The sequence below is a fragment of the Myxococcaceae bacterium JPH2 genome, assembly GCA_016458225.1.
Taxonomy (GTDB): Bacteria; Myxococcota; Myxococcia; order Myxococcales; family Myxococcaceae; genus Citreicoccus.
On sequence record JAEMGR010000016.1, the window covers coordinates 184,296 to 202,940 of the forward strand.

Genomic DNA, 18,645 nt, shown 5'->3' on the forward strand with positions numbered 1-18,645 from the left:
GGTCAGGCGCTGGCAGCGAGTTGGGCTTCGGCGTCGCTGACGCGGATTTCACCGGAGATGAGCTTCGGGAGGAGCAGGTCGCGGAGTTGGCCCAACGTCACCGATTCCCGCAGATTCAGCTCGATTCGGCCGAGGATGCTGAAAACCGCGGATTCGAAGCGCCTCTGCACTGCGGCCGGAGGGAGGACCACGCTCAGGGTCGAAAAGGTCTCTCGCGTGATCGTGTCGAAGACCGACCCGTGAGTGCGCGCCCGAAGGCGGTCTACCGTACTCTTCAATAGGTAGTAGGCGAAGAAATCCGCTCCGTGTTGTTTGGATCGGACTCCATAGCAGGACTGGTTTATCGCCATCGGCACAGCAGTCAGCGCGAGCTTTCCGACTGTCCCTCTCGCGCTGATGATCGTTGTCCTTGGTGGGAGCAGCTCAGCAGCGCAGTTCTCCAGGCCAAGTTGCGTGATCGTCTTTTCGGTATGAATTACCCACACGTCACCGTCGGCTGGAGCATCCTTCACGGAGAACCATGGGATCTCGCCGCCCCAGTACTGAGATTCACTTGTCCGGGGCGTTCCTCCGGTACGTAATTCGATGCACGACGAAAGGGCCTGGGTACTCCACCCTTCCGGAATCTCGCCCAGCTCCGAGTTCACGAGCCGGCTTTGGAACAGCGCCGCCGTCTCCGCGTCCATGCCCTCCGGCTGGCGACCCTCGGCCTTGGCCCGGACCGGATCGAAGTCCACGAACCAGGACCGGAACAGCGCCTGGGCCATGGCCTCCAGGGTCCGGTTCATGCGGCGGTTGAGGTCGATTTTGTCGTCGAGGGCGCCCAAAACCCCTGCGATTGCTTTTTGCTCATCGAGCGGAGGCAACCGCACGGGACACGCTTCGATGCGTCCGGGAGAGGTGTGGAGGATCTTCGTGCCGGAGGCGGTTTGAAACAGATGCTGGTTGAATGGCCGCGAGAGGAACACCCAGTACAGGTAGTCGAGGCTCGCGGCATCGCGGCGCTGAAGCACGACCTTCCCCAAACGCTGGTTGTGGAGGTACGTCCTTCCGTCGTTCGGAACGCGAGCAGGAATCCCTAGGATCTCGCCTCCCGCCGTCTGGCAGGTCATCACCAGAAGCACGTCGCCAGGAGCCAGCTCATACTCCTTCGGGTACTCGCCCGTGTACTCCTTCACGGCGGTTGAATCGAATCGAAACCCGCCCGAGTAATTGAAGTTGCCGATGGCAACCACGATGGGGCGGCCCGTCAACTCGTCGGAGAACAACTCGCTCCGGAACGGCCACCCATGCCGAACCGAGACGAGATCGCCAAGTCGAACTTCCGTCCAGGCACCGCTCATCGGTTCGCACCACCTAGCCGACGAAGGTTCTCCCGGATCGCCGCTTCCAGCCGCGCCCCTTCGGAGAACTGTGCTTCCAGGGTCGAGGTTAGGCGGTGGAACTTCGCGGCGAAGGGCTCATCATCATCCTGCACGTCCTCGGCGCCCACGTACCGGCCAGGGGTCAGGACGAAGCCGTGGCTGCTGATCTCCTCCAGCCGCGCGGCCTTGCAGAAGCCGGCCACGTCCTCGTACTTGCCGGCGCCCTTGTCCCCGCGCCAAGCATGGTAGGTGGCTGCCACGCGGGCGATCTCTTCGTCGGTCAGCTCCCGGTGAGTCCGATCCACCATCCGCCCGAGCTTCCGGGCGTCGATGAAGAGCGTCTTGCCGCGCCGGTCCCGCAGCCTGTTGTTCTTCTTGTCGCGTGCCAGGAACCACAGGCACACCGGGATTTGCGTCGAGTAGAAGAGCTGGCCCGGCAGAGCCACCATGCAGTCCACCAGGTCAGCCTCGATGATCGCCCGGCGGATCTCTCCTTCGCCGCTCTGGTTCGAGGACATGCTGCCGTTGGCGAGCACGAATCCGGCCGTGCCAGTAGGGGCCAAGTGGTGAATGAAGTGCTGCACCCAGGCGAAGTTGGCGTTGCCGGCCGGCGGGACACCGAATTTCCACCGGACATCCTCGCGCAGACGCTCCCCGCCCCAGTCGCTGTCGTTGAAGGGCGGGTTCGCCAGCACATAGTCGGCCTTGAGGTCCTTGTGCTGGTTCCGATGGAAGCTGTCGGCGTTCTCCGGTCCGAGGTTCGCGTCGATGCCCCGGATCGCCAGGTTCATCTTCGCCAAGCGCCAGGTCGTGGGGTTCGACTCCTGCCCAAAGATGCTGATGTCCCCCAGCCTGCCACCATGCGCCTCCACGAACTTCTCGCTCTGCACGAACATGCCGCCTGACCCGCAGCAGGGGTCGTAGACGCGGCCCCGGTAGGGCGCGAGCATCTCCACCAGCAGCTTCACGACGGGGCGCGGCGTGTAGAACTGGCCGCTGTTCTTGCCCTCGGCGCTGGCGAACTCCGAGAGGAAGTACTCGTAGACCCGGCCAAGGATGTCCTTGCTGCGGTTCTCCCTGTCTCCGAGGCCGATGCTGCCGACGAGATCGATCAACTCACCGAGGCGCTGCTTGTCCAGTCCCGGGCGTGCGTACTCCTTCGGCAGGACGCTCTTCAGGCTGGGGTTGTCACGCTCGATGGCGACCATTGCGTCGTCCACGAGCTTGCCGATAGTCGACTGTTTCGCCTGCGCCTGGAGCTGAGCCCAACGGGCCTCTCTTGGTACCCAGAAGAAGTTCTCGGCCCGGTACTCGTCCGGGTCTTCGGGGTCTGCACCCTGGTCGGCTTCGGCCAGAAGCTGGGTCCGGCGCTCTTCGAAGGCATCGCTGACGTACTTGAGGAAGATCAGGCCGAGGACCACATGCTTGTACTCAGCGGCATCGAGGTTGTTCCGGAGCTTGTCGGCCGCCTGCCAAAGGGTGGCCTCAAAGCCGAGATCGCCGCCGTTCTTCGAGGTGCGGGCCTGCTTACGTATTCCCGCTTGAGGCAGGGTGTCCACGGACACATCCTCAGCGGCAGGCCCAGCTTCGTCATCGGCTTCGCCGAGGTTCAGGATGCGCCGGACGAGAACCTCTTTCTCGCGACCACCTCGGTCCAGTCCCAGAGCTTCGCAGATGGACTGAAGCTCCTCGCGTTTGAGCAGGCCAAGCAGCTCCCCGAAGTCTACGGACCTGGACCGAATGATGGCGTCGATGTGGTTCTCGGCCACTCGACGGTCACCGACATCTAGGCCGAAGTGGTCGGAAAGGCGGATGAGCCGGTCACGGGAGAGCTGTTCAAGCGCGGAACGACGTTGCTGCGGAGGTAGGCGGGACGAGAGATCCATCGGAGGTGGACCATACCGCACCGCACAACCTTCGAGCTGAGCCTCCAGCTTACGGGGCTTTCGCTTCTGCTCCGCAGTGCCGGACTTCGGGCGTCTGGCACCCCTGTGAGGGCTGACGTGATTGCCGCTGAGCCGGGGCCGACGGGTGCTGGATCGCGACTGGAACTAGGCTGATTCCATTCGAGGATCAGCCGGGGAGTGGAGCGGCGAGTTTCAGGGACGATTTCTGTACGTAATCGACCGAACTCCAGCGAATCCCTATGAACGGTTCAGCCCCGTAAGCACCTGTGCTTCAGGTGCTTACGGGGCTGTTCCAGTGTCCCCGACGGGATTCGAACCCGTGTTACCGGCTTGAAAGGCCAGCGTCCTGGGCCTCTAGACGACGGGGACGACACGTACTTGAGTCGCGGGGGGCTCGAACCCCCGACCCTCGGCTTAAAAGGCCGGTGCTCTACCAGCTGAGCTAGCGACTCGCACTATTCTTTTTTCGAAAACCTGCAGTCACGGGCCGCCTGCCCGACCGGCGACGCGCTTCCTACCAGCAGTGCCGCGGGACTTCCACTGGCGTGCGCATGGCACCTTTCCTGACGGGGCAGGGAGGACTCCCGGTGAACGTCTCGGCCAATGCGGCCGCCGCGCTGTCACCCAGGGGCGGTATAGAAGGGGCATGTCCCAGGACGCATCTCCCGACGAGCACGATGACCTCGACGAAGGCGCCGAGGCTGCTCCCTTCCGCCGCTACCTGACGCGCGCGGGCGCCGAGCGCATGCACCGGGAGCTGCTCCAACTCCTGAACGAAGCCCGGCCCAAGGTGACAGCCGAGGTCTCCGCCGCGGCTGCCCAGGGGGACCGCTCCGAGAACGCCGAGTACATCTACGGCAAGAAGCGCCTGCGGGAGATCGACCGGCGCATTCGCTTCCTCCAGCGCCGCCTGGACACGGCCACCATCGTCACCCCGGCTGAACAGACCGATCGCTCGAAAGTCTACTTCGGCGCCACTGTGACCCTGGAGGACGAAGACGGCGAGCGCACGACCTACCAGATAGTCGGCTCGGATGAGATCGACGCCTCGGGAGGCCGCATCAGCGTCGAGTCCCCCATCGGCCGCGCGCTTCTGCGCAAGTCCCCAGGCGAGACGGTGGAGGTCCGCCGCCCACGTGGGGAGATCGAACTCACCCTCGTCGAGATCCGCTACGATTGAGAAGACTCCATGTCCCGGACGCAGCAGGTCAGCCCCGCCTTCCGCCGCATCTATCAGCGCCTGCGCACGGCGGATCTCTCGGCGTCGTCGAGTGACGAACTCTCGCTCGAGGACCTGGGGCTGGAGCTGAACGCTCACCGGGCGAGCCTCGCGTTCGGCACGTACAGTCGCGAGGGCGTGGTGCATGCCCTGCGCGCGTACGGTCTCGTCCAGAGGGTCGAGGACCGGGTGGGGCCCTTGGAGCTGCGCCTCTCCAGCGAGGACCCGTTCCATCCTCGCCTGACGTTCTGGAGCCGTCGGTTCTACGCCCCCGTCGCGGATCTCGCCCTACGCCGGACCACGGGGGCTGAGATTGGATTGACGGGAACACTCGCCGAGACGGAGATTCTCTACCTCGACAGCATTCTGCTTCAGCACCCGGGTCGTCACTTCGATTGGACCCGGCCGCCCCTTCCTGGGCAGTCTCATCCGGGCCTCTCGTTGTCGAAGGAGATCCTGGAGATTCTCCTCCTGATGGCGACTCGCATCGGCGCCGAGGCCCTCGCGCTGACTCCCTCCACGTTCGCCGCCGCGTCAGTGTACGAGCGGACCTTTCGGTTCGTGGATGGCGCAGCGCAGGGGCGCTTCTCGGCCTTGCGCCGTGCGGGGCGACAGCGCCCGCGGTGGCTCCTCGCGTGGGCCGTGGAGCTGGGATGTCTGCGCGACAGCCAAGAGCAGCCCGCGCTCTTCACGCCGTTGCCCATGGTGACGCCGCTGTCACGGCGGATGGCCCGGCGCTTCGAGTCCCGCTCGTGGCGCGAGGCATATCGGCAGCACGCGGACGCGCTGTTGGCCATCGACGAGGAGGCCCTCCAGGCACGCTTCCCCTGGGAGCGGATGCCGCCTGGGCCGCCCCCCGAGCGGGTCGCGGAGATGCTTGGGTATGATCCGCTCGCTCCGCATCCTCGTCGGGCCGAGCCCGAGGTCAGACGGGACGCGGTCGCACGCTCTGGGCGTTCAACCTAGGGAGCCCGAACGCGGCACTCCTGCCGCGTGGACTTTCCGACAGCTCGCCTTTCGGACGGGAAGGCGGCTGCTTCCTCGTGAGGCGAAGCCTATATTGGACTCTCACCCCCGTCGCACGCCGTCAGCGGTCGCACCCGAACCTCGTCAGGTCGCGCCACCCACGATGCGAAAGAACTTCATCCTCGACACGAACGTCCTGCTTCACGATCCCCGCAGCATCTACGGATTCAAGGACAACAACGTCATCATCCCCATCTACGTGATCGAGGAGATTGATCAGTTCAAGCGCGATCTCTCCGAGCTGGGGCGCAACGCCCGCCTGGTGGCGCGCTACCTCGATTCGTTCCGTGCGGAGGGCTCGCTCAAGGAGGGGGTGCCGCTGCCGCACGGAGGCATGTTGCGCGTGTGCTTCTCGTCCCGCGAGCTGCCGCTCTCCATGGCGGACAGCAACCTGATGGACAACCGCATCCTCGCGGTGGCCATCGACCTGATGGGCAAGGAGCCGGAGACCCAGGCGGTCTTCATCACCAAGGATACGAACCTCCGGATCCGCGCGGACGCGCTCGGCCTCATCGCCGAGGACTACGACACCGAGCGGGTCGAGATCACCGAGCTGTACACCGGCTTCACCGAGCTGCTGGCGCCGCGAGACCAGGTGGATCAGCTCTACCGCCCCGGTGCCGAGGAGGAGATCGCCCAGGCCGACCGCCTCTTCCCCAACGAGCTGGTGCTGCTCAAGGACGAGACGAATCCTTCCCATACCGCCATGGCGCGCTTCCACGGCCTCAAGGGGCGGCTCGTCCCGCTGGCGCGCCAGAGCAAGGAGGGCACCTGGGGCGTCCGGCCGCGCAACATGGAGCAGGCCTTCTGCTTGGATTTGCTGCTCAACGACGACATCAAGCTGGTCACCATCGTCGGCAAGGCGGGCACGGGCAAGACACTGCTCGCCATCGCCGCGGGGCTCCAGAAGGTCACCGAGGAGGGGCTCTACCAGAAGCTGCTCGTCAGCCGGCCCATCTTCCCCTTGGGACGCGACATCGGCTATCTGCCCGGCAGCGTCGAGGAGAAGCTGAATCCCTGGATGCAGCCCATCTTCGACAACGTGGAGTTCTTGATGAACCTCAGCCGCGCGGACAAGAAGGCCGGCCGCGGCTACCACGAGCTGTTGGACCTGGGGTTGATGGAGATCGAGCCGCTCACGTACATCCGCGGCCGCAGCATCCCCAACCAGTACATCATCGTGGACGAGGCCCAGAACCTCACGCCGCACGAAGTGAAGACCATCATCACCCGCGTGGGTGACAACACGAAGATCATCCTCACGGGCGACCCGTTCCAGATCGACAACCCGTACGTGGACGCGACCAACAACGGACTGGTTCACGTGGTGAACCGGTTCAAGAGCGAGAAGATCGCGGGTCACATCACCATGGCCAAGGGTGAACGAAGCGCCCTGGCAGAGCTCGCGGCGAACCTCCTCTAGCGGGCCGTTCGCCGCCACGCATCGAGAGCCTCATGAAGAACGAATCCCCAGAGTCGCCAGTTCCTCCCGACGAGGAGAAGAAGCCGCTCATCGAGTACCCGTCGGTCTACACGTTCAAGGTCATGGGGGCTCAGGCTCCCGATTTCGCCGAGCACGTCCGTGAACTCTTCCGGCGGATGATGGGGTCGGAGATCTCTCCGGACTCGATCCACGAGCAGCCCAGCAGCAAGGGCAAGTACGTGTCGCTCAGCGTCTCGGTGTACCTGCTCTCCGAGGAGCAACGGCGCTCCATCTACGCCCAGCTCCACCAGGACAAGCGGATCGTCTACTACCTGTGAGGCGGGCAGGGTGGAGGCGCCTGTCGCGGGTCGGCTCGGGTGGTCCCCGGCTGGAAGTCCAGCCGGGGTGGGTATAAGAGGGAACCACATGAGCCTCGCTGTGCACTTCCCGCTGTATCAACCCGCCAGCGCCCAGCGCGCGTTCGGCACGGATGAGGCGACGCGCCGGTTCGCCAAGGTGGCGCAGCTCGAGCCGGGATCACGTGTCCTGGTGCTGGGCGCGGGTCCTGATGGTCGCGCGGCCCTGCTGCTGGCTCAAGAGCTGAACTGCGCGGTCGTGGCCGCGGACACGGACGATGGCCTGCTTGCCTCCGTGCGAGAACAAGCCCTGGCTCGCGGCGTCCTGGAGCGGGTCGAGCTTCGCAAGGTCTCACTGACCGCGCTGGACCTTCCCGAGGCGAGCTTCAATGCCATTCTGATCGCGGGGCGAGTGCCCTACGCGCTGACGGATGCACTGGGGCGGCTGCGCCCGCTGCTGGCGAAGCGAGGCCGGCTCGGTTTTACCTATCCGGCCCGGGTGGGGCGGCACGCGCCCAAGGCAGCCCTCGACTTCTGGGAGCAGCGGCTCGGTGCTCCGTTGCTGGTCCCGCGCGAGCTGATGCAGACGATGGAGTCCGCTGGCTTCGAGCCCGAGGCCGCCGAGACGCTCCACGACTCTGAGCTGGACGCGCTCTACCAAGAGATGGAAGCCCACCTCGCAGAGATGTCCGCTGAGGAGGCGGCTCGCCCGCGCGCGGAGCTGGCCCTGCATCGCGAGCACAATGGCCGGACGGGGGCGAGCTATGCCTTCGTCGTGGGCCGCCGCAAGGAGCCGGGGGAGAAGCCGCCGGCCTCAAGGGATCGCGGCTGACCTGGGCTGCTCCCGCCCGAAGCTCGGGGCGGGAGGCCCGGTGCCTCACTGCATGGCGCCGTGGAAGTCGAGCAACTCGATGGACTCGGGCGCCACGGCCAGGGTCACTTCGTCGCGGTAGCCCGCCGCGTCCCCACCCACCTGGAAGGGCATGGGGCGGTTGAACCGGATGGTGGCGCCCTGAGTGTGGAAGTCGTGGATGCCCTCGTGGTTCCACCGACCGTTCCAGAGCTTGTGGAGGTTGGTGAGGACCTGCGTGGGGGTCACCTGGCCGAGCCGCAGTTGCATGAAGCCCCGCCGCGCGCTGGCATGGGGGAACATCCGGAACCCATAGCCGTAGTAGGGCATGGTCCCCGCGGCGGCCATCATCACCTCGCCACGGAAGAGCACCGCGCCGGGGGCGAGCGGCTCGCCCACGTCACGCCCGTCCGGTCCGATGCGATAGGCCTCGGAGGCGCCGTTGATGACCTCGCACTCCACCTGGACGGAGCCCGTCAGGTAGTAGGGCACCGTCTTGAAGGCGACCGCGGAGAAGTAGCCGCCACCGCCGGTGAGCACGCTCTTGAGCATGCCCTTGCCCAGGCTCTCCTTCACCCAGATGTAGTCGTTGAGGATCTTCCCATCCACGCCCAGGCCCGCGAACGGAGCCCGCTGGCCATCCACCAGCAACAGGTCCATGGCGCGGTGACCGGGGACCTCTCCCGCACGCGCGCGGAGCACGTCGTTCAGGATGCCGTCGCCGCGAGCCCCCGAGGCATTCACGTGCGCGGCGATGCCGTTGCCCGTTCCCAGCTTGAGGATGCCGAAGCGCGGCGCCTGCTGCCCCGCGAACCGTCCGCGAGGCCCCACCTGCTGGAGGACCTCATTCACGAAGCCCATGAACGTGCCGTCGCCGCCACCCGTGAAGACCGTGGGGTACCCGCGCTCCAGGACGGTCTGGGCGATGCGGCGCGCATCCAGCTCCGAGCGAGAGAGGAACAGGTCCTGCTCCGGAACCACGTGGGACAGCATCTTCACGACCCGGGCGTCGACCTTGCGCGCGTTGGCGTTCAGCATGACCGCGACCTTCGGCTCGGACTCGGCCGCGGGGGCTCGACGGAGGTCCGGAGAGCGGAGGGGCTGAACCATCATGATGGGCTCCAAGGAGGGGGGCAGGGAGGCTCGTGACGCGACGCTCGCCCCTTTGTGCAGTTTTCTCGCCAGTCGCTGACGCGGGGCGTTAGCGGGTGGGACTCACTGTGATTCCAGCGGGTTGCGAGGTTCGCTGGTCATCGGAGAGGGCTTGGGTTGCTACCGGCGGGTGACAGCGGTGTAGAGCGCGTTACGCACCCGTTCCGTGAAGGTGGCGGGCGGGTGACGTGGGGGACGAACCCGCCGATGTGGACTGCGCGACGCCTTCACCAGCCCCACCTTCCCACCAGGAGGATCGGAAATCCCCTCGCTCGTTTGACACCGAGGGGTGGGTGGTTACGTTGGGCGTACATCAGGACTTTGTAGGAAAACCGCAGTCATTTCCGGAGGATAGCAACCGTGGGCAAGATTATCGGGATCGACCTGGGCACCACGAACAGCGTGGTCGCGATCATGGAGGGTCGCGAGCCCAAGGTCATCGTCAACGAGGAAGGCAGCCGCATCACGCCCTCGGTGGTCGCGTTCACGAAGGACGGGGAGCGCCTGGTCGGTCAGGTGGCGAAGCGGCAGGCCATCACGAACCCGGAGCGCACCATCTATTCCGTGAAGCGCTTCATGGGGCGCCGGTACGAGGAAGTGGGCGACGAGGCCAAGCTCGTTCCGTACAAGGTGTCCAAGGGCCAGCACGGCGATGCTCGCGTGGAGATCGACGGCAAGCAGTACAGTGCGCCGGAGATCAGCGCGCAGGTGCTGCTCAAGCTGAAGCGCGCCGCGGAGAACTACCTGGGCGAGAAGGTGACCGAGGCGGTCATCACCGTTCCGGCGTACTTCAACGACGCCCAGCGCCAGGCCACCAAGGACGCCGGTGAGATTGCGGGTCTCACGGTTCGCCGCATCGTGAACGAGCCGACGGCCGCCGCGCTCGCGTACGGGCTGGACAAGAAGAAGGACGAGAAGATCGCCGTCTACGACTTCGGCGGCGGCACCTTCGACATCTCCATCCTCGAGGTGGGCGAGAACGTCGTGGAGGTGCTCGCCACCAACGGCGACACGCACCTCGGTGGCGACAACATCGACCTGACGATCATGGATTGGCTGATCGCCGAGTTCAAGAAGGACACGGGGCTCGATGTCTCCAAGGACAAGATGGTGCTCCAGCGCCTGAAGGAGGCGGCGGAGAAGGCGAAGATCGAGCTGTCGAGCGCGATGGAGACGGAGATCAACCTGCCGTTCCTCACGGCGGATGCGTCGGGTCCCAAGCACCTGAACGTGAAGCTCACGCGCGCGAAGTTCGAGGCGATGATCGACAAGCTCGTCGAGCGCTCGCTGGAGCCTTGCCGCAAGTGTCTCAAGGACTCGGGGCTGGAGGCGAAGGACCTCAACGAGGTCGTTCTCGTGGGTGGCAGCACGCGCATCCCGATGGTCCAGGAGGCCGTGAAGCGGCTGTTCGGCAAGGAGCCGAACCGCTCGGTGAACCCCGACGAGGTCGTGGCGGTGGGTGCCGCGGTGCAGGCGGGTGTGCTCTCCGGCGAGGTGAAGGACATCCTCCTGCTGGACGTCACGCCGCTGTCCCTGGGCGTGGAGACGCTGGGTGGCGTGATGACCAAGCTCATCGAGCGCAACACCACGATTCCCTCGCGCAAGTCGGAGACCTTCTCCACGGCGGCGGATGGACAGACCCAGGTGGAGATTCACGTCCTCCAGGGTGAGCGCGAGATGGCGGTCGACAACCGCAGCCTCGGCCGCTTCCACCTGACGGGCCTTCCTCCGGCGCCGCGCGGCGTGCCCCAGGTCGAGGTGATCTTCGACATCGACGCGAACGGCATCCTGAACGTCACCGCCAAGGACAAGGCGACGGGCAAGGAGCAGAAGGTCACCATCTCCCACTCGTCTGGTCTCGCGAAGGACGAGGTCGAGAAGATGGTCAACGACGCCCGCAGCAATGAGGCCACCGACAAGGCGCGTCGCGAGCTGGTGGAGGTCAAGAACCAGGCCGAGAGCCAGTCCTACGCCGCGGACAAGATGATCCGCGAGAACAAGGACAAGCTCGGTCCGGACGTGACGAAGTCCATCGAGGAGGCGGTGGCGGAGCTGAACAAGGTCCGCGAAGGCCAGGACAAGGACGCTATCAAGGCGGCGCTCGATAAGCTGCAGCAGGCCAGCTACAAGGCGGCTGAGGCGATGTACCGGGCCACGGGTGGCAGCCCCGAGGGCGCGCCGGGTGCGGACGCGGGGCCTGAGGCCGCTCCTGGTGGCCAGCAGGGCGCGAAGAAGGACGACGTGGTGGATGCGGAGTTCCGTCAGTCCTGAGTCGCTGAGCACCATCGTCGAGCCACGCGTGGCTCGCGCTTGAGCTGAGCTGAAGGCCGGTGTCCTCCTCGAGGGCGCCGGCCTTCGTGTTCTTGGAGCGCTTGTGCGCGGTTGCTCTGCTTGCTTCCGCCGAGCGAGACGGTCGTGCGAGGGCCTGGACGTCCGAGCGTGACAACCCCTTGATTTCGCTCTCGGGGGCGGTGGTCCTCGCGCTGCAACGTGGGCCGGCACCTCGTTGTCTCGAAGGTGCCTGACATGTCCCGTATCGAGTCGTCGACCAACCCTGTGCTGCCGGAAACGCCACCGGCTGACGCTGTGCCCGTGCCGAGTTCATCGCTGCGTGGTTTCTCAAGCAGCTCCGTGTCGGAACGCAGCGACTCGGTTCGGAACTCCGTGGAAGTCTTTCGAGGCGAGATGCCCCATCCGAAGGCTGCGACCGGTGGAGCCGAGAGGCCTCGGACTGGGGAGGGCAATCAGTTCGACTTCGCGATTGGTGGCATGTTTCCGCCCCGGCCCACGGGGAATCTGCGTGAGCAGGCCAAACAGGGCGCGTTGACGGCGATGCAATCGGAAGCGGCCGCAGCGAGCCAACTCCTGCGCGGTGGCGCCGCGGTGGATGCGTACGCGCGGCAGCATCTGAAGATGTTGGAGCCCAGCCCGCCCATCGCTGGGGCGCCAACGTCGCTGACGGACTATGCCAGCGTGGTTCCGGGTGTGTCGGCGGAGACGGCCTATCGGACGTTCGTGCGCGAGCCCAACGCCCTCTTTGGCGCGGCGGGCATCGTCCTGCGCCCGGCCACGACCTCCTTGGCGGATGGCGCCAAGTTGTTCCTCGAGGAGAAAGGGATGCCCCCGGTGTGGGCACCCATCTCCGTGCACCTCGACGCTCAGAAACGCACGGTGCACATCACCACCCTGGATGGCCATCCGCTGCGCGGTACCAACCGTTTCGTGTTCGAGGACGACGGTCGGGGCGGCACGCGTGTTCGCCAGTACTCAGCCTTCCAGGGTAGCTCCCCAGCCACGAGCGTGGGGCTCAAGCTGATGGACCCCATTGAACGGCAGCATGACATCTGGCGCAGCGTGCACGGGAAGCTCCATGACATGCTGCGGGCGCGCTGACATATCCATCCAGGAGAGGTGGTCCATGACGCGACTTCAGACGACGGCGCCAGGCCATGATGTCGTCCTCTACGACGGGCATTGCCGCATCTGCAGTGGGGCAGCGCGGGAGATGAAGCGGCTGCTCGGAGGCCAGGGAACGGAGCTGCGTTCCTTTCGGGACGAAGGTGTTCTGGACTCATTCCCTGGCATCTCGGCGGATCGGTGCGAGCGGGCCATGCAACTGGTCCAGGCGGATGGTCGGGTGGTCGAAGGAGCCGAGGCCATTGTGCGTGCCCTGGGCCGTCGCCCCTTGGGGCGCTTGCTGTACGTCTATTACGTGCCCGGTCTGCGGCAGGTCATCGACATGGCCTACCGGGTCTTCGCGCGGTATCGCTTTCGAATCGCCGGGCGGCAGTGCTCGGATGGGAGTTGTGCGGTGCACTTCAAATAGGCGGAGGAGGGCGGCTACCATGCCGCCCTCCACGTTGCTCCAGACGCCCCGTGACTCCTCTCATGTCGACGTACCCGCAGGCTGCCCAGGCGTTTCGTCGCTTCTTTGGTGAACTCAGAGAGACGTTCCTCGAACGCGAGGCGGTCCTCACGCAGATTGAGCTGGCGCTGCTGTGTCGAGAGCATGTGCTCGTCGTGGGGCCTCCGGGAACGGCCAAGAGCGCCATCGCAAGCTCGGTGCTGGGCCGCATCACGGACGAGGCCTCTGGCCTCCCATCGCTTTTTTCCAAGCAGATCGCCGAGTCGACCGTGCAGGCGGACCTCATCGGTCCGGTGGACTTCAAGGTGCTCACGGAGACGGGCCGGACGGAGTACCTGACCGAGGAGGGCATGCTGGGTTCGGTGCATGCCTTCCTCGACGAGGTGTTCGATGGCCGGGACATGCTGCTGCGCTCCATCCTCAACGTCCTGTACGAGCGGGAGCTGAAGCACGGAAGGCGCGTGACGGTCGGGCGGACCGAATGCGTCATCATGACCAGCAATCGGTACCTCTCCGAGGTCCTTGCTCAGTCTCCCGAGCTCTTGTTGGCGTTCGCGGACCGGATGAGCTTCATCTGCTTCGTCCCGAAGGCGTTTGCCCGACGAGAGAGCCGGGCGGCGATGTTGCAGCGCTTCGTTGGCGGGGCTCGGCCCGACCTGAAGGCCGCTCTGACTTTGCAGCAACTGGACATGCTCCAGGCGCAAGTGGAGCGAGTCACCGTTCCAGGCCATGTCCTGGAGGGCGTGGAACTGCTGGCGGATGCGCTGGAACGCGTGCTGGTCGCGCAAGTCTCCAAGCTCCCCGACTACGTGCCCACCAAGTACTTCTCGCAGCGCTCCATTGTGAAGGCGATGTGGGCCCTCAAGGCTGCGGTGGTGCGCGATCAGATCTACCGGCGCCCGGACCGGGCGCTGGAAGCAACGGTAGAGGACCTGGATGCCCTGCGATGGTTCTTCTTGCTGGGCGGGCCGCATGGCGCCGAGACCGAGGCGTTGCTCAAGGCCTCGGTGGATCCTCGCGAGCGGGCACAGTTGGAGATTGTCCGACTTGAGCAGCGCGCTTTCGATGATGCACTGGCCCAGGTGCGTCAAGAGTTGGGCGGTGGTTTGGAGCGAGAGGCTGCGGCCCTGGCCGCGAGCGAGGATGCCGCCAGCGTTGAGTCCCTGGGACGTGCGTGGCAGCCGGCGGCGGTTTCGCTCACGGCGAAGGGCCTGTTGGGCAAGCTTGTTCCAGGGCCTCGCCATGCGCAGAACCGGACCCCACTCCTGGGCGCAGCGCGCTCGCTCGTTGCTGTGACAGAGCAGCGGCTGGCTCGCGGCATGTCTGCTCCCGGCGAGGGGCGAATGGGCATGCCGCTGTTGGCCGCGGTTCGTGACGTCCTCGCGCTGTGCCGAGCTGTTCCCGAACTGCAATCCGTCTTTCCGAACCTGTGCGCATTCACGGCTCGGTTTCTGTCGCAGGCGCTCGAGTTGTGGGCACTGGCCGCGGAAGGGCTGGCCTTCGAGGATGGGTTCAAGGTCGACAGCGTGGTGGGGCTCGCGAGCAACCTGGAAGAAGAGTTCGGGATGACGAGCGAACTCGCGGCGATTCTCATGGAAGGGCTTCCAGAGGCCCAGATCCGTCTCCGTGAGGCGGACAGCGTGGCGCGAAAGCGGGTCGTCACGGCGCTGCGGCGACGGGTGGTCGTGGCCTATCAAGGGCAGCCTCAGAGAGCGCGGAAGGATCCGCTCGATGCGCTCACGGCCGATTCGCGCCGGCTCACCCAGATTGATCAGTCGCTCTTGTCGCTCGATGCGAGCCAGCCAGGGCTGAAACAGGAACTGCTTCGGCCACTCGGCGTGGCCTATGCGCGTGAAGTGCTGGGGTCGACGCCGTTCGATCGGCTTCAGCAATACGCTCGCGCGCTCCAGTCCGTCACCGAGAACCTTCGCCGTGAGGGCGTGGCTCCCGAGGCGCTCATCACCGAGTGCCGCGAACTCATCGAGATGCGCATCCGTGAGCATGCTGGTTCCTTGGCGCGACAGCCCGCGAGCACTCCTCCTGCTCCCGCTTCGGCACTGAACGGCGATGCGTACGCACACTATCGCGAGGAAGTGTCTGCTCGGGCGCTCGAAGGTGAGTTCTCAGCCCTGATCGGACTGGAGGGACTGCTCGCGCCAACCGATGGAGTCGCCTCGGGTGAGACTTTCTCCGAGAGCGTTCGCGACGCCGTCGCGCGGGCGGAGCTTGTCTTCCTTGCGTCTCGGGTCACGTACTTGCGGGGGTGGTTGTCGCAACTCCTCTCGGTGCTTCCGCCGCCTGAGTCGTTGACTGAGCGCACCGATGCGGAACGGACCTTCGACCGGCTCGTGCGCAGCCGCTTCCCGTTGCTGGCATTGAAGGAGGGGGAGCTGGTTCGTCTCCAGGCCGCGCTCGCGGTGCTGAGTGGCATCTCGGGCGAGGTAGGCGGTCGGGCGCGCGAGCTGGTCGCGATGCTGAAGCGCATGGATGAGGAGTTCGGCCAGTTCAGTCGGCACGTCCTGGAGCGGCGGACCGCGGCATGACTTCGCTTCGACGAGTGCACCGCGCCGTCGACGGGCAAGGGGCCTGAGTCGTGCTCTCGCGTCGACTCTCCGAGTTGCGCTCGCGCGTGGATGCGCTGCGGCAGCCTTCTGCCGGCGGAGCGATGCCGTGGGCGCTGTTGGGTCGCAGGCTTCGAGGTCCGGAGGACCTGTCGCTGCCGGTGCTGAGTGCGCTCGACAAGGCGTTGGATCGCGTCGGGGTGCACACGTCGGCGGATGCGCGCTTGTTGCGTCGTCTGGGGGTGAAGCGGGGAAGGGCGGGGGCGCTGGCCCAGGGACTTGAGGGACGTGCCGCTGAAGCCCTCGACGAGTATGCTCAGTGCGTGGCTCGCGCGGAGCGCTCGCACCGTGCTCGGGAACTGCCTGACGGAGCGCTTACGGCCATCGAGCGCGGCTTCGTTCAGCTGGCCCGCGCTGTGAGAGTGGCTGAGTTGTTTTCTCGCGAAGCCACGACCCGTGAAGGGAATGAGGCATTCGAAGTCTTCCCGCGCGCAGCGTCGACTTCGTACGTTCGCCCGCCGGCGAGTGCACGCCTCGCGGTCGCCGAGGTTCTCGCGGAGCGGGCTCGCTCGAACGTCAGTGATGTGGCGCAGAAGCGGCGCGATCTCGACGTGGCCCATGAGTTGTTGCTCCGGCTGGGGTTGGAGGATGACCGCGAGCGAGGCATGGCGCTGCGCAATGAAGTGGCAGAGGCGCGTGAGCGCGTTCGGATGGGCCCCGTCACGCGCTCGTTGGGCGAGCTGATTCAGGAGGTGCGCACGCGGGCTCGGACTGAACCTCGGGTGGCGTACTCGGCGCTGCGGGGATTGTATGAGACCGCGCTGGAGGCTGGGGATGCGCAGCTCGCCGCGGTGGCTCGTGGGGCTCTGGTTCCTCTCCTGCCCGCGGAGTCGAAGCTGACGACGATGGTCGAGCAGGCGGAGCGGGAGACGCTCTCTCGATGGTTGGGAGAGGCCCCTCGCGAGACTCCTGTGTCCCCGGAGGGGCGGAAAGAGCTGGGGGGCGCGGATGATCTCCTCGCGGACCTGGCGTTCTCACTGAAGCCAGAGCAGCTCGCGACCTTCGAGCTTGCCGCGGGATGTGCTCGGTACTTTGACGTCGAGGACACGCTGTCCGCCGAGGTGGTCGAGGAGTCTCCTGCCTCGGCTCGGCCGAAGCCTCGTCGCGTGCCCTATCCCACGCAGCGGATGAGCTTCGAGACGACGGGCAGCCTGCACGACGTGCAGCACTTCGTCGTCACGGATCCACGGCTGTTGCTGCATGACCTCGCGGCGCACCGACAGCTCGTTCGTGCGTATCTGGAGGAGGTTCCTCCCCGCCGCTCGAAGAAGGTGAAGCGCACCGCGGTTCGCGTCTACGTGTGCGACGCGTCCGGGTCCATGCATGGCGCGCGTGCTCGGTTCCGCGACGCCCTCATCATCGCGGAGCTCAACAACCTGCGCGTGAAGGCCCGGCGCGGCGAGCCCTTCGACCCCATCTACTTCAGCTTCTTCAACGACATTCCCACCGAGTTGGCCCGCGTGGACACGTCGAGCGAGGCGACTCGGCAGATTGAGAAGTTGTTCCGTCTCTCGCCCGCGGAGGGGCAGACGGACATCTCGCTGGCACTGCTGTCCGCGTTCGATTCCATCCGAGCCGCGCAGGGCAAGGACCCCTATCTCGCTCGGGCCACCGTGGTCCTGGTCACCGATGGCGAGGACCGGGTGGACCTCGAACTCATCCGCCGGATGCGCGCGCCCATCGATGCGCTCGACATCGCGCTGAGCTTCATCTCGTTGGGAGAAGAGAACCCCGACCTCAAGTCCCTGGTCCTGGAGCAGCGGGCCGCGGGTGGGCGCGCCTTCTATCACCAGCTTTCGGATGAGGAGATCCGCTGGGCCCGCACCGAGTTCGACACGCCCTGGCACACGCTGCTTCCTCGCGAGGTGGAGGCCACCGCCGAGGCGCTGGATGCGCTCGCCCCGCATCTGGAGGCGCTGGAGGCCGTGGCGGCCAAGCGGGATGCGCCAGCGGTCGTGGCCGTGGAGGCATCGTTCGACGCGCTGTTCCCCGAGCATCCCGCGCGGTCGCTCTCGGGCGAGCTGCCTGGCTCGGAGACGGTTGCTCGGGTGCGGGACATCTTGGAGGCGCTGGCGGAGGCGGCCTCGCTCGCTCCCGCGGACCAGCGCGCGACTGAGAGCGTCGTGCTCTTGCAGCACCTCCTCACGGTCTATGGGCTCTCGTCGGGGCGCTACCTGACGGTGCTGTCGGCCGGTGGTCAGCCGGTGGCCGAGGCCCTCGCGCGGGTCCGCTTGTTGTGTCGGCCATTCGGATAGGCTCGTCGCGGGAGCGCCATGTTCGGTTTCTGGAAGAAGAAGGCGCCTGTGGCGCCGGTGAGTCCGCTGGCCACGTTCGATTCGCTCATCGAGGGCCTGGAGCGCCAGGGCTCGGAGGTGCGCAAGTCGGCGGCCACCCTGCTGGCCTTGAAGGGGGACTTGAGTCGCTCCGTGGAGCGATACACCCGCCGGCTGGAGGACATCGCCTCGCGACGGCTCACGGCGGAGACCCGGGGCGATGCGCGCGGGGTGGAGGTGCTGGAGCGAGATCGGGCTCAGGCCGAGCAGCTCCGCGCCGCCGCGCGCGCCTCACTCGAACGCGTGGAGCAGGATTCCCGGCTGTTGCTCGAGGCCGCGGCGGAGCTGGGGGCTCGCGTGGTGGAGCTTCGCTCGGAGCGAGAGAGTGCTTCGGCGCGCATCGCGGCGGGTGGTGTCGTCACCGAGGCGCTGCGGGCACGGGTGCAGCGCTTCGAGCAGGTGCTCGCGCTCGAAGCGGCCCGCGACGAGGTCGAGAAGGCGCACGCCCTGGCGGAGATCTACCGAGAGGAGCAGCGCTCCGGCCCAGAGCGGACGCCCGCGGATTGACTCCTCGGGAGGATGGGGCGCG

At 66.2% G+C, this 18,645-nt stretch carries 13 protein-coding genes, 2 tRNA genes and 1 pseudogene; 11 read left to right on the top strand and 5 right to left on the bottom strand.

What is annotated here, in order from left to right; genetic code table 11:
• Positions 1 to 2 precede the first annotated feature (2 nt).
• From JGU66_24005 to JGU66_24020, 4 genes are all read right to left on the bottom strand, one after another.
• Complete coding sequence (locus JGU66_24005; protein MBJ6763849.1) at positions 3 to 1,343, bottom strand: restriction endonuclease subunit S; 1,341 nt, start codon at positions 1,341 to 1,343, stop codon at positions 3 to 5.
• Complete coding sequence (locus JGU66_24010; GenBank protein ID MBJ6763850.1) at positions 1,340 to 3,250, bottom strand: N-6 DNA methylase; 1,911 nt, start codon at positions 3,248 to 3,250, stop codon at positions 1,340 to 1,342. The genes JGU66_24005 and JGU66_24010 overlap by 4 nt, the downstream gene beginning before the upstream one ends.
• Positions 3,251 to 3,567: 317 nt before the next feature.
• Positions 3,568 to 3,640, bottom strand: a tRNA-Glu gene (locus JGU66_24015).
• 10 nt (positions 3,641 to 3,650) lie between these two features.
• Positions 3,651 to 3,723: transfer RNA gene (locus JGU66_24020), tRNA-Lys, on the bottom strand.
• Between the two features lie 194 nt (positions 3,724 to 3,917).
• Here JGU66_24020 and greB point away from each other — a divergent pair.
• The 5 genes and pseudogenes from greB to JGU66_24045 all read left to right on the top strand — a co-directional run bounded on the left by greB (position 3,918) and on the right by JGU66_24045 (position 8,127).
• Complete coding sequence (gene greB / locus JGU66_24025) at positions 3,918 to 4,451, top strand: transcription elongation factor GreB (protein MBJ6763851.1); 534 nt, start codon at positions 3,918 to 3,920, stop codon at positions 4,449 to 4,451.
• Positions 4,452 to 4,460: 9 nt separating this feature from the next.
• Positions 4,461 to 5,390: pseudogene (locus JGU66_24030) on the top strand (deacetylase).
• Between the two features lie 229 nt (positions 5,391 to 5,619).
• Complete coding sequence (locus JGU66_24035) at positions 5,620 to 6,939, top strand: PhoH family protein (GenBank protein MBJ6763852.1); 1,320 nt, start codon at positions 5,620 to 5,622, stop codon at positions 6,937 to 6,939.
• Positions 6,940 to 6,971: 32 nt separating this feature from the next.
• Positions 6,972 to 7,277 (top strand): DUF493 domain-containing protein, encoded by a 306-nt coding sequence (locus JGU66_24040; protein MBJ6763853.1) that lies wholly within the window; start codon positions 6,972 to 6,974, stop codon positions 7,275 to 7,277.
• Positions 7,278 to 7,365: 88 nt separating this feature from the next.
• Positions 7,366 to 8,127, top strand: a complete 762-nt coding sequence (locus tag JGU66_24045) for a methyltransferase domain-containing protein (GenBank protein ID MBJ6763854.1) — start codon at positions 7,366 to 7,368, stop codon at positions 8,125 to 8,127.
• Between the two features lie 45 nt (positions 8,128 to 8,172).
• On the opposite strand, the gene JGU66_24050 is transcribed toward JGU66_24045, so the two are convergent.
• Complete coding sequence (locus JGU66_24050) at positions 8,173 to 9,258, bottom strand: hypothetical protein (GenBank protein MBJ6763855.1); 1,086 nt, start codon at positions 9,256 to 9,258, stop codon at positions 8,173 to 8,175.
• A gap of 399 nt (positions 9,259 to 9,657) precedes the next feature.
• On the opposite strand from JGU66_24050, the gene dnaK reads away from it, so the two are divergent.
• From dnaK to JGU66_24080, 6 genes are all read left to right on the top strand, one after another.
• Positions 9,658 to 11,568 (top strand): molecular chaperone DnaK, encoded by a 1,911-nt coding sequence (gene dnaK, locus JGU66_24055; protein ID MBJ6763856.1) that lies wholly within the window; start codon positions 9,658 to 9,660, stop codon positions 11,566 to 11,568.
• Positions 11,569 to 11,823: 255 nt separating this feature from the next.
• Positions 11,824 to 12,690, top strand: coding sequence for a hypothetical protein (locus JGU66_24060; protein MBJ6763857.1), 867 nt, complete (start codon positions 11,824 to 11,826; stop codon positions 12,688 to 12,690).
• Positions 12,691 to 12,715: 25 nt separating this feature from the next.
• Entirely contained in the window at positions 12,716 to 13,123 is a 408-nt protein-coding gene (locus JGU66_24065; protein MBJ6763858.1) for a DUF393 domain-containing protein, read from the top strand.
• A 62-nt stretch (positions 13,124 to 13,185) separates the two neighbouring features.
• Complete coding sequence (locus tag JGU66_24070; GenBank protein ID MBJ6763859.1) at positions 13,186 to 15,705, top strand: AAA family ATPase; 2,520 nt, start codon at positions 13,186 to 13,188, stop codon at positions 15,703 to 15,705.
• A gap of 50 nt (positions 15,706 to 15,755) precedes the next feature.
• Positions 15,756 to 18,038: a VWA domain-containing protein gene (locus JGU66_24075; GenBank protein ID MBJ6763860.1), complete on the top strand. Its 2,283-nt coding sequence runs from the start codon at positions 15,756 to 15,758 to the stop codon at positions 18,036 to 18,038.
• Positions 18,039 to 18,056: 18 nt separating this feature from the next.
• Complete coding sequence (locus JGU66_24080) at positions 18,057 to 18,623, top strand: hypothetical protein (protein ID MBJ6763861.1); 567 nt, start codon at positions 18,057 to 18,059, stop codon at positions 18,621 to 18,623.
• Positions 18,624 to 18,645: the final 22 nt, after the last annotated feature.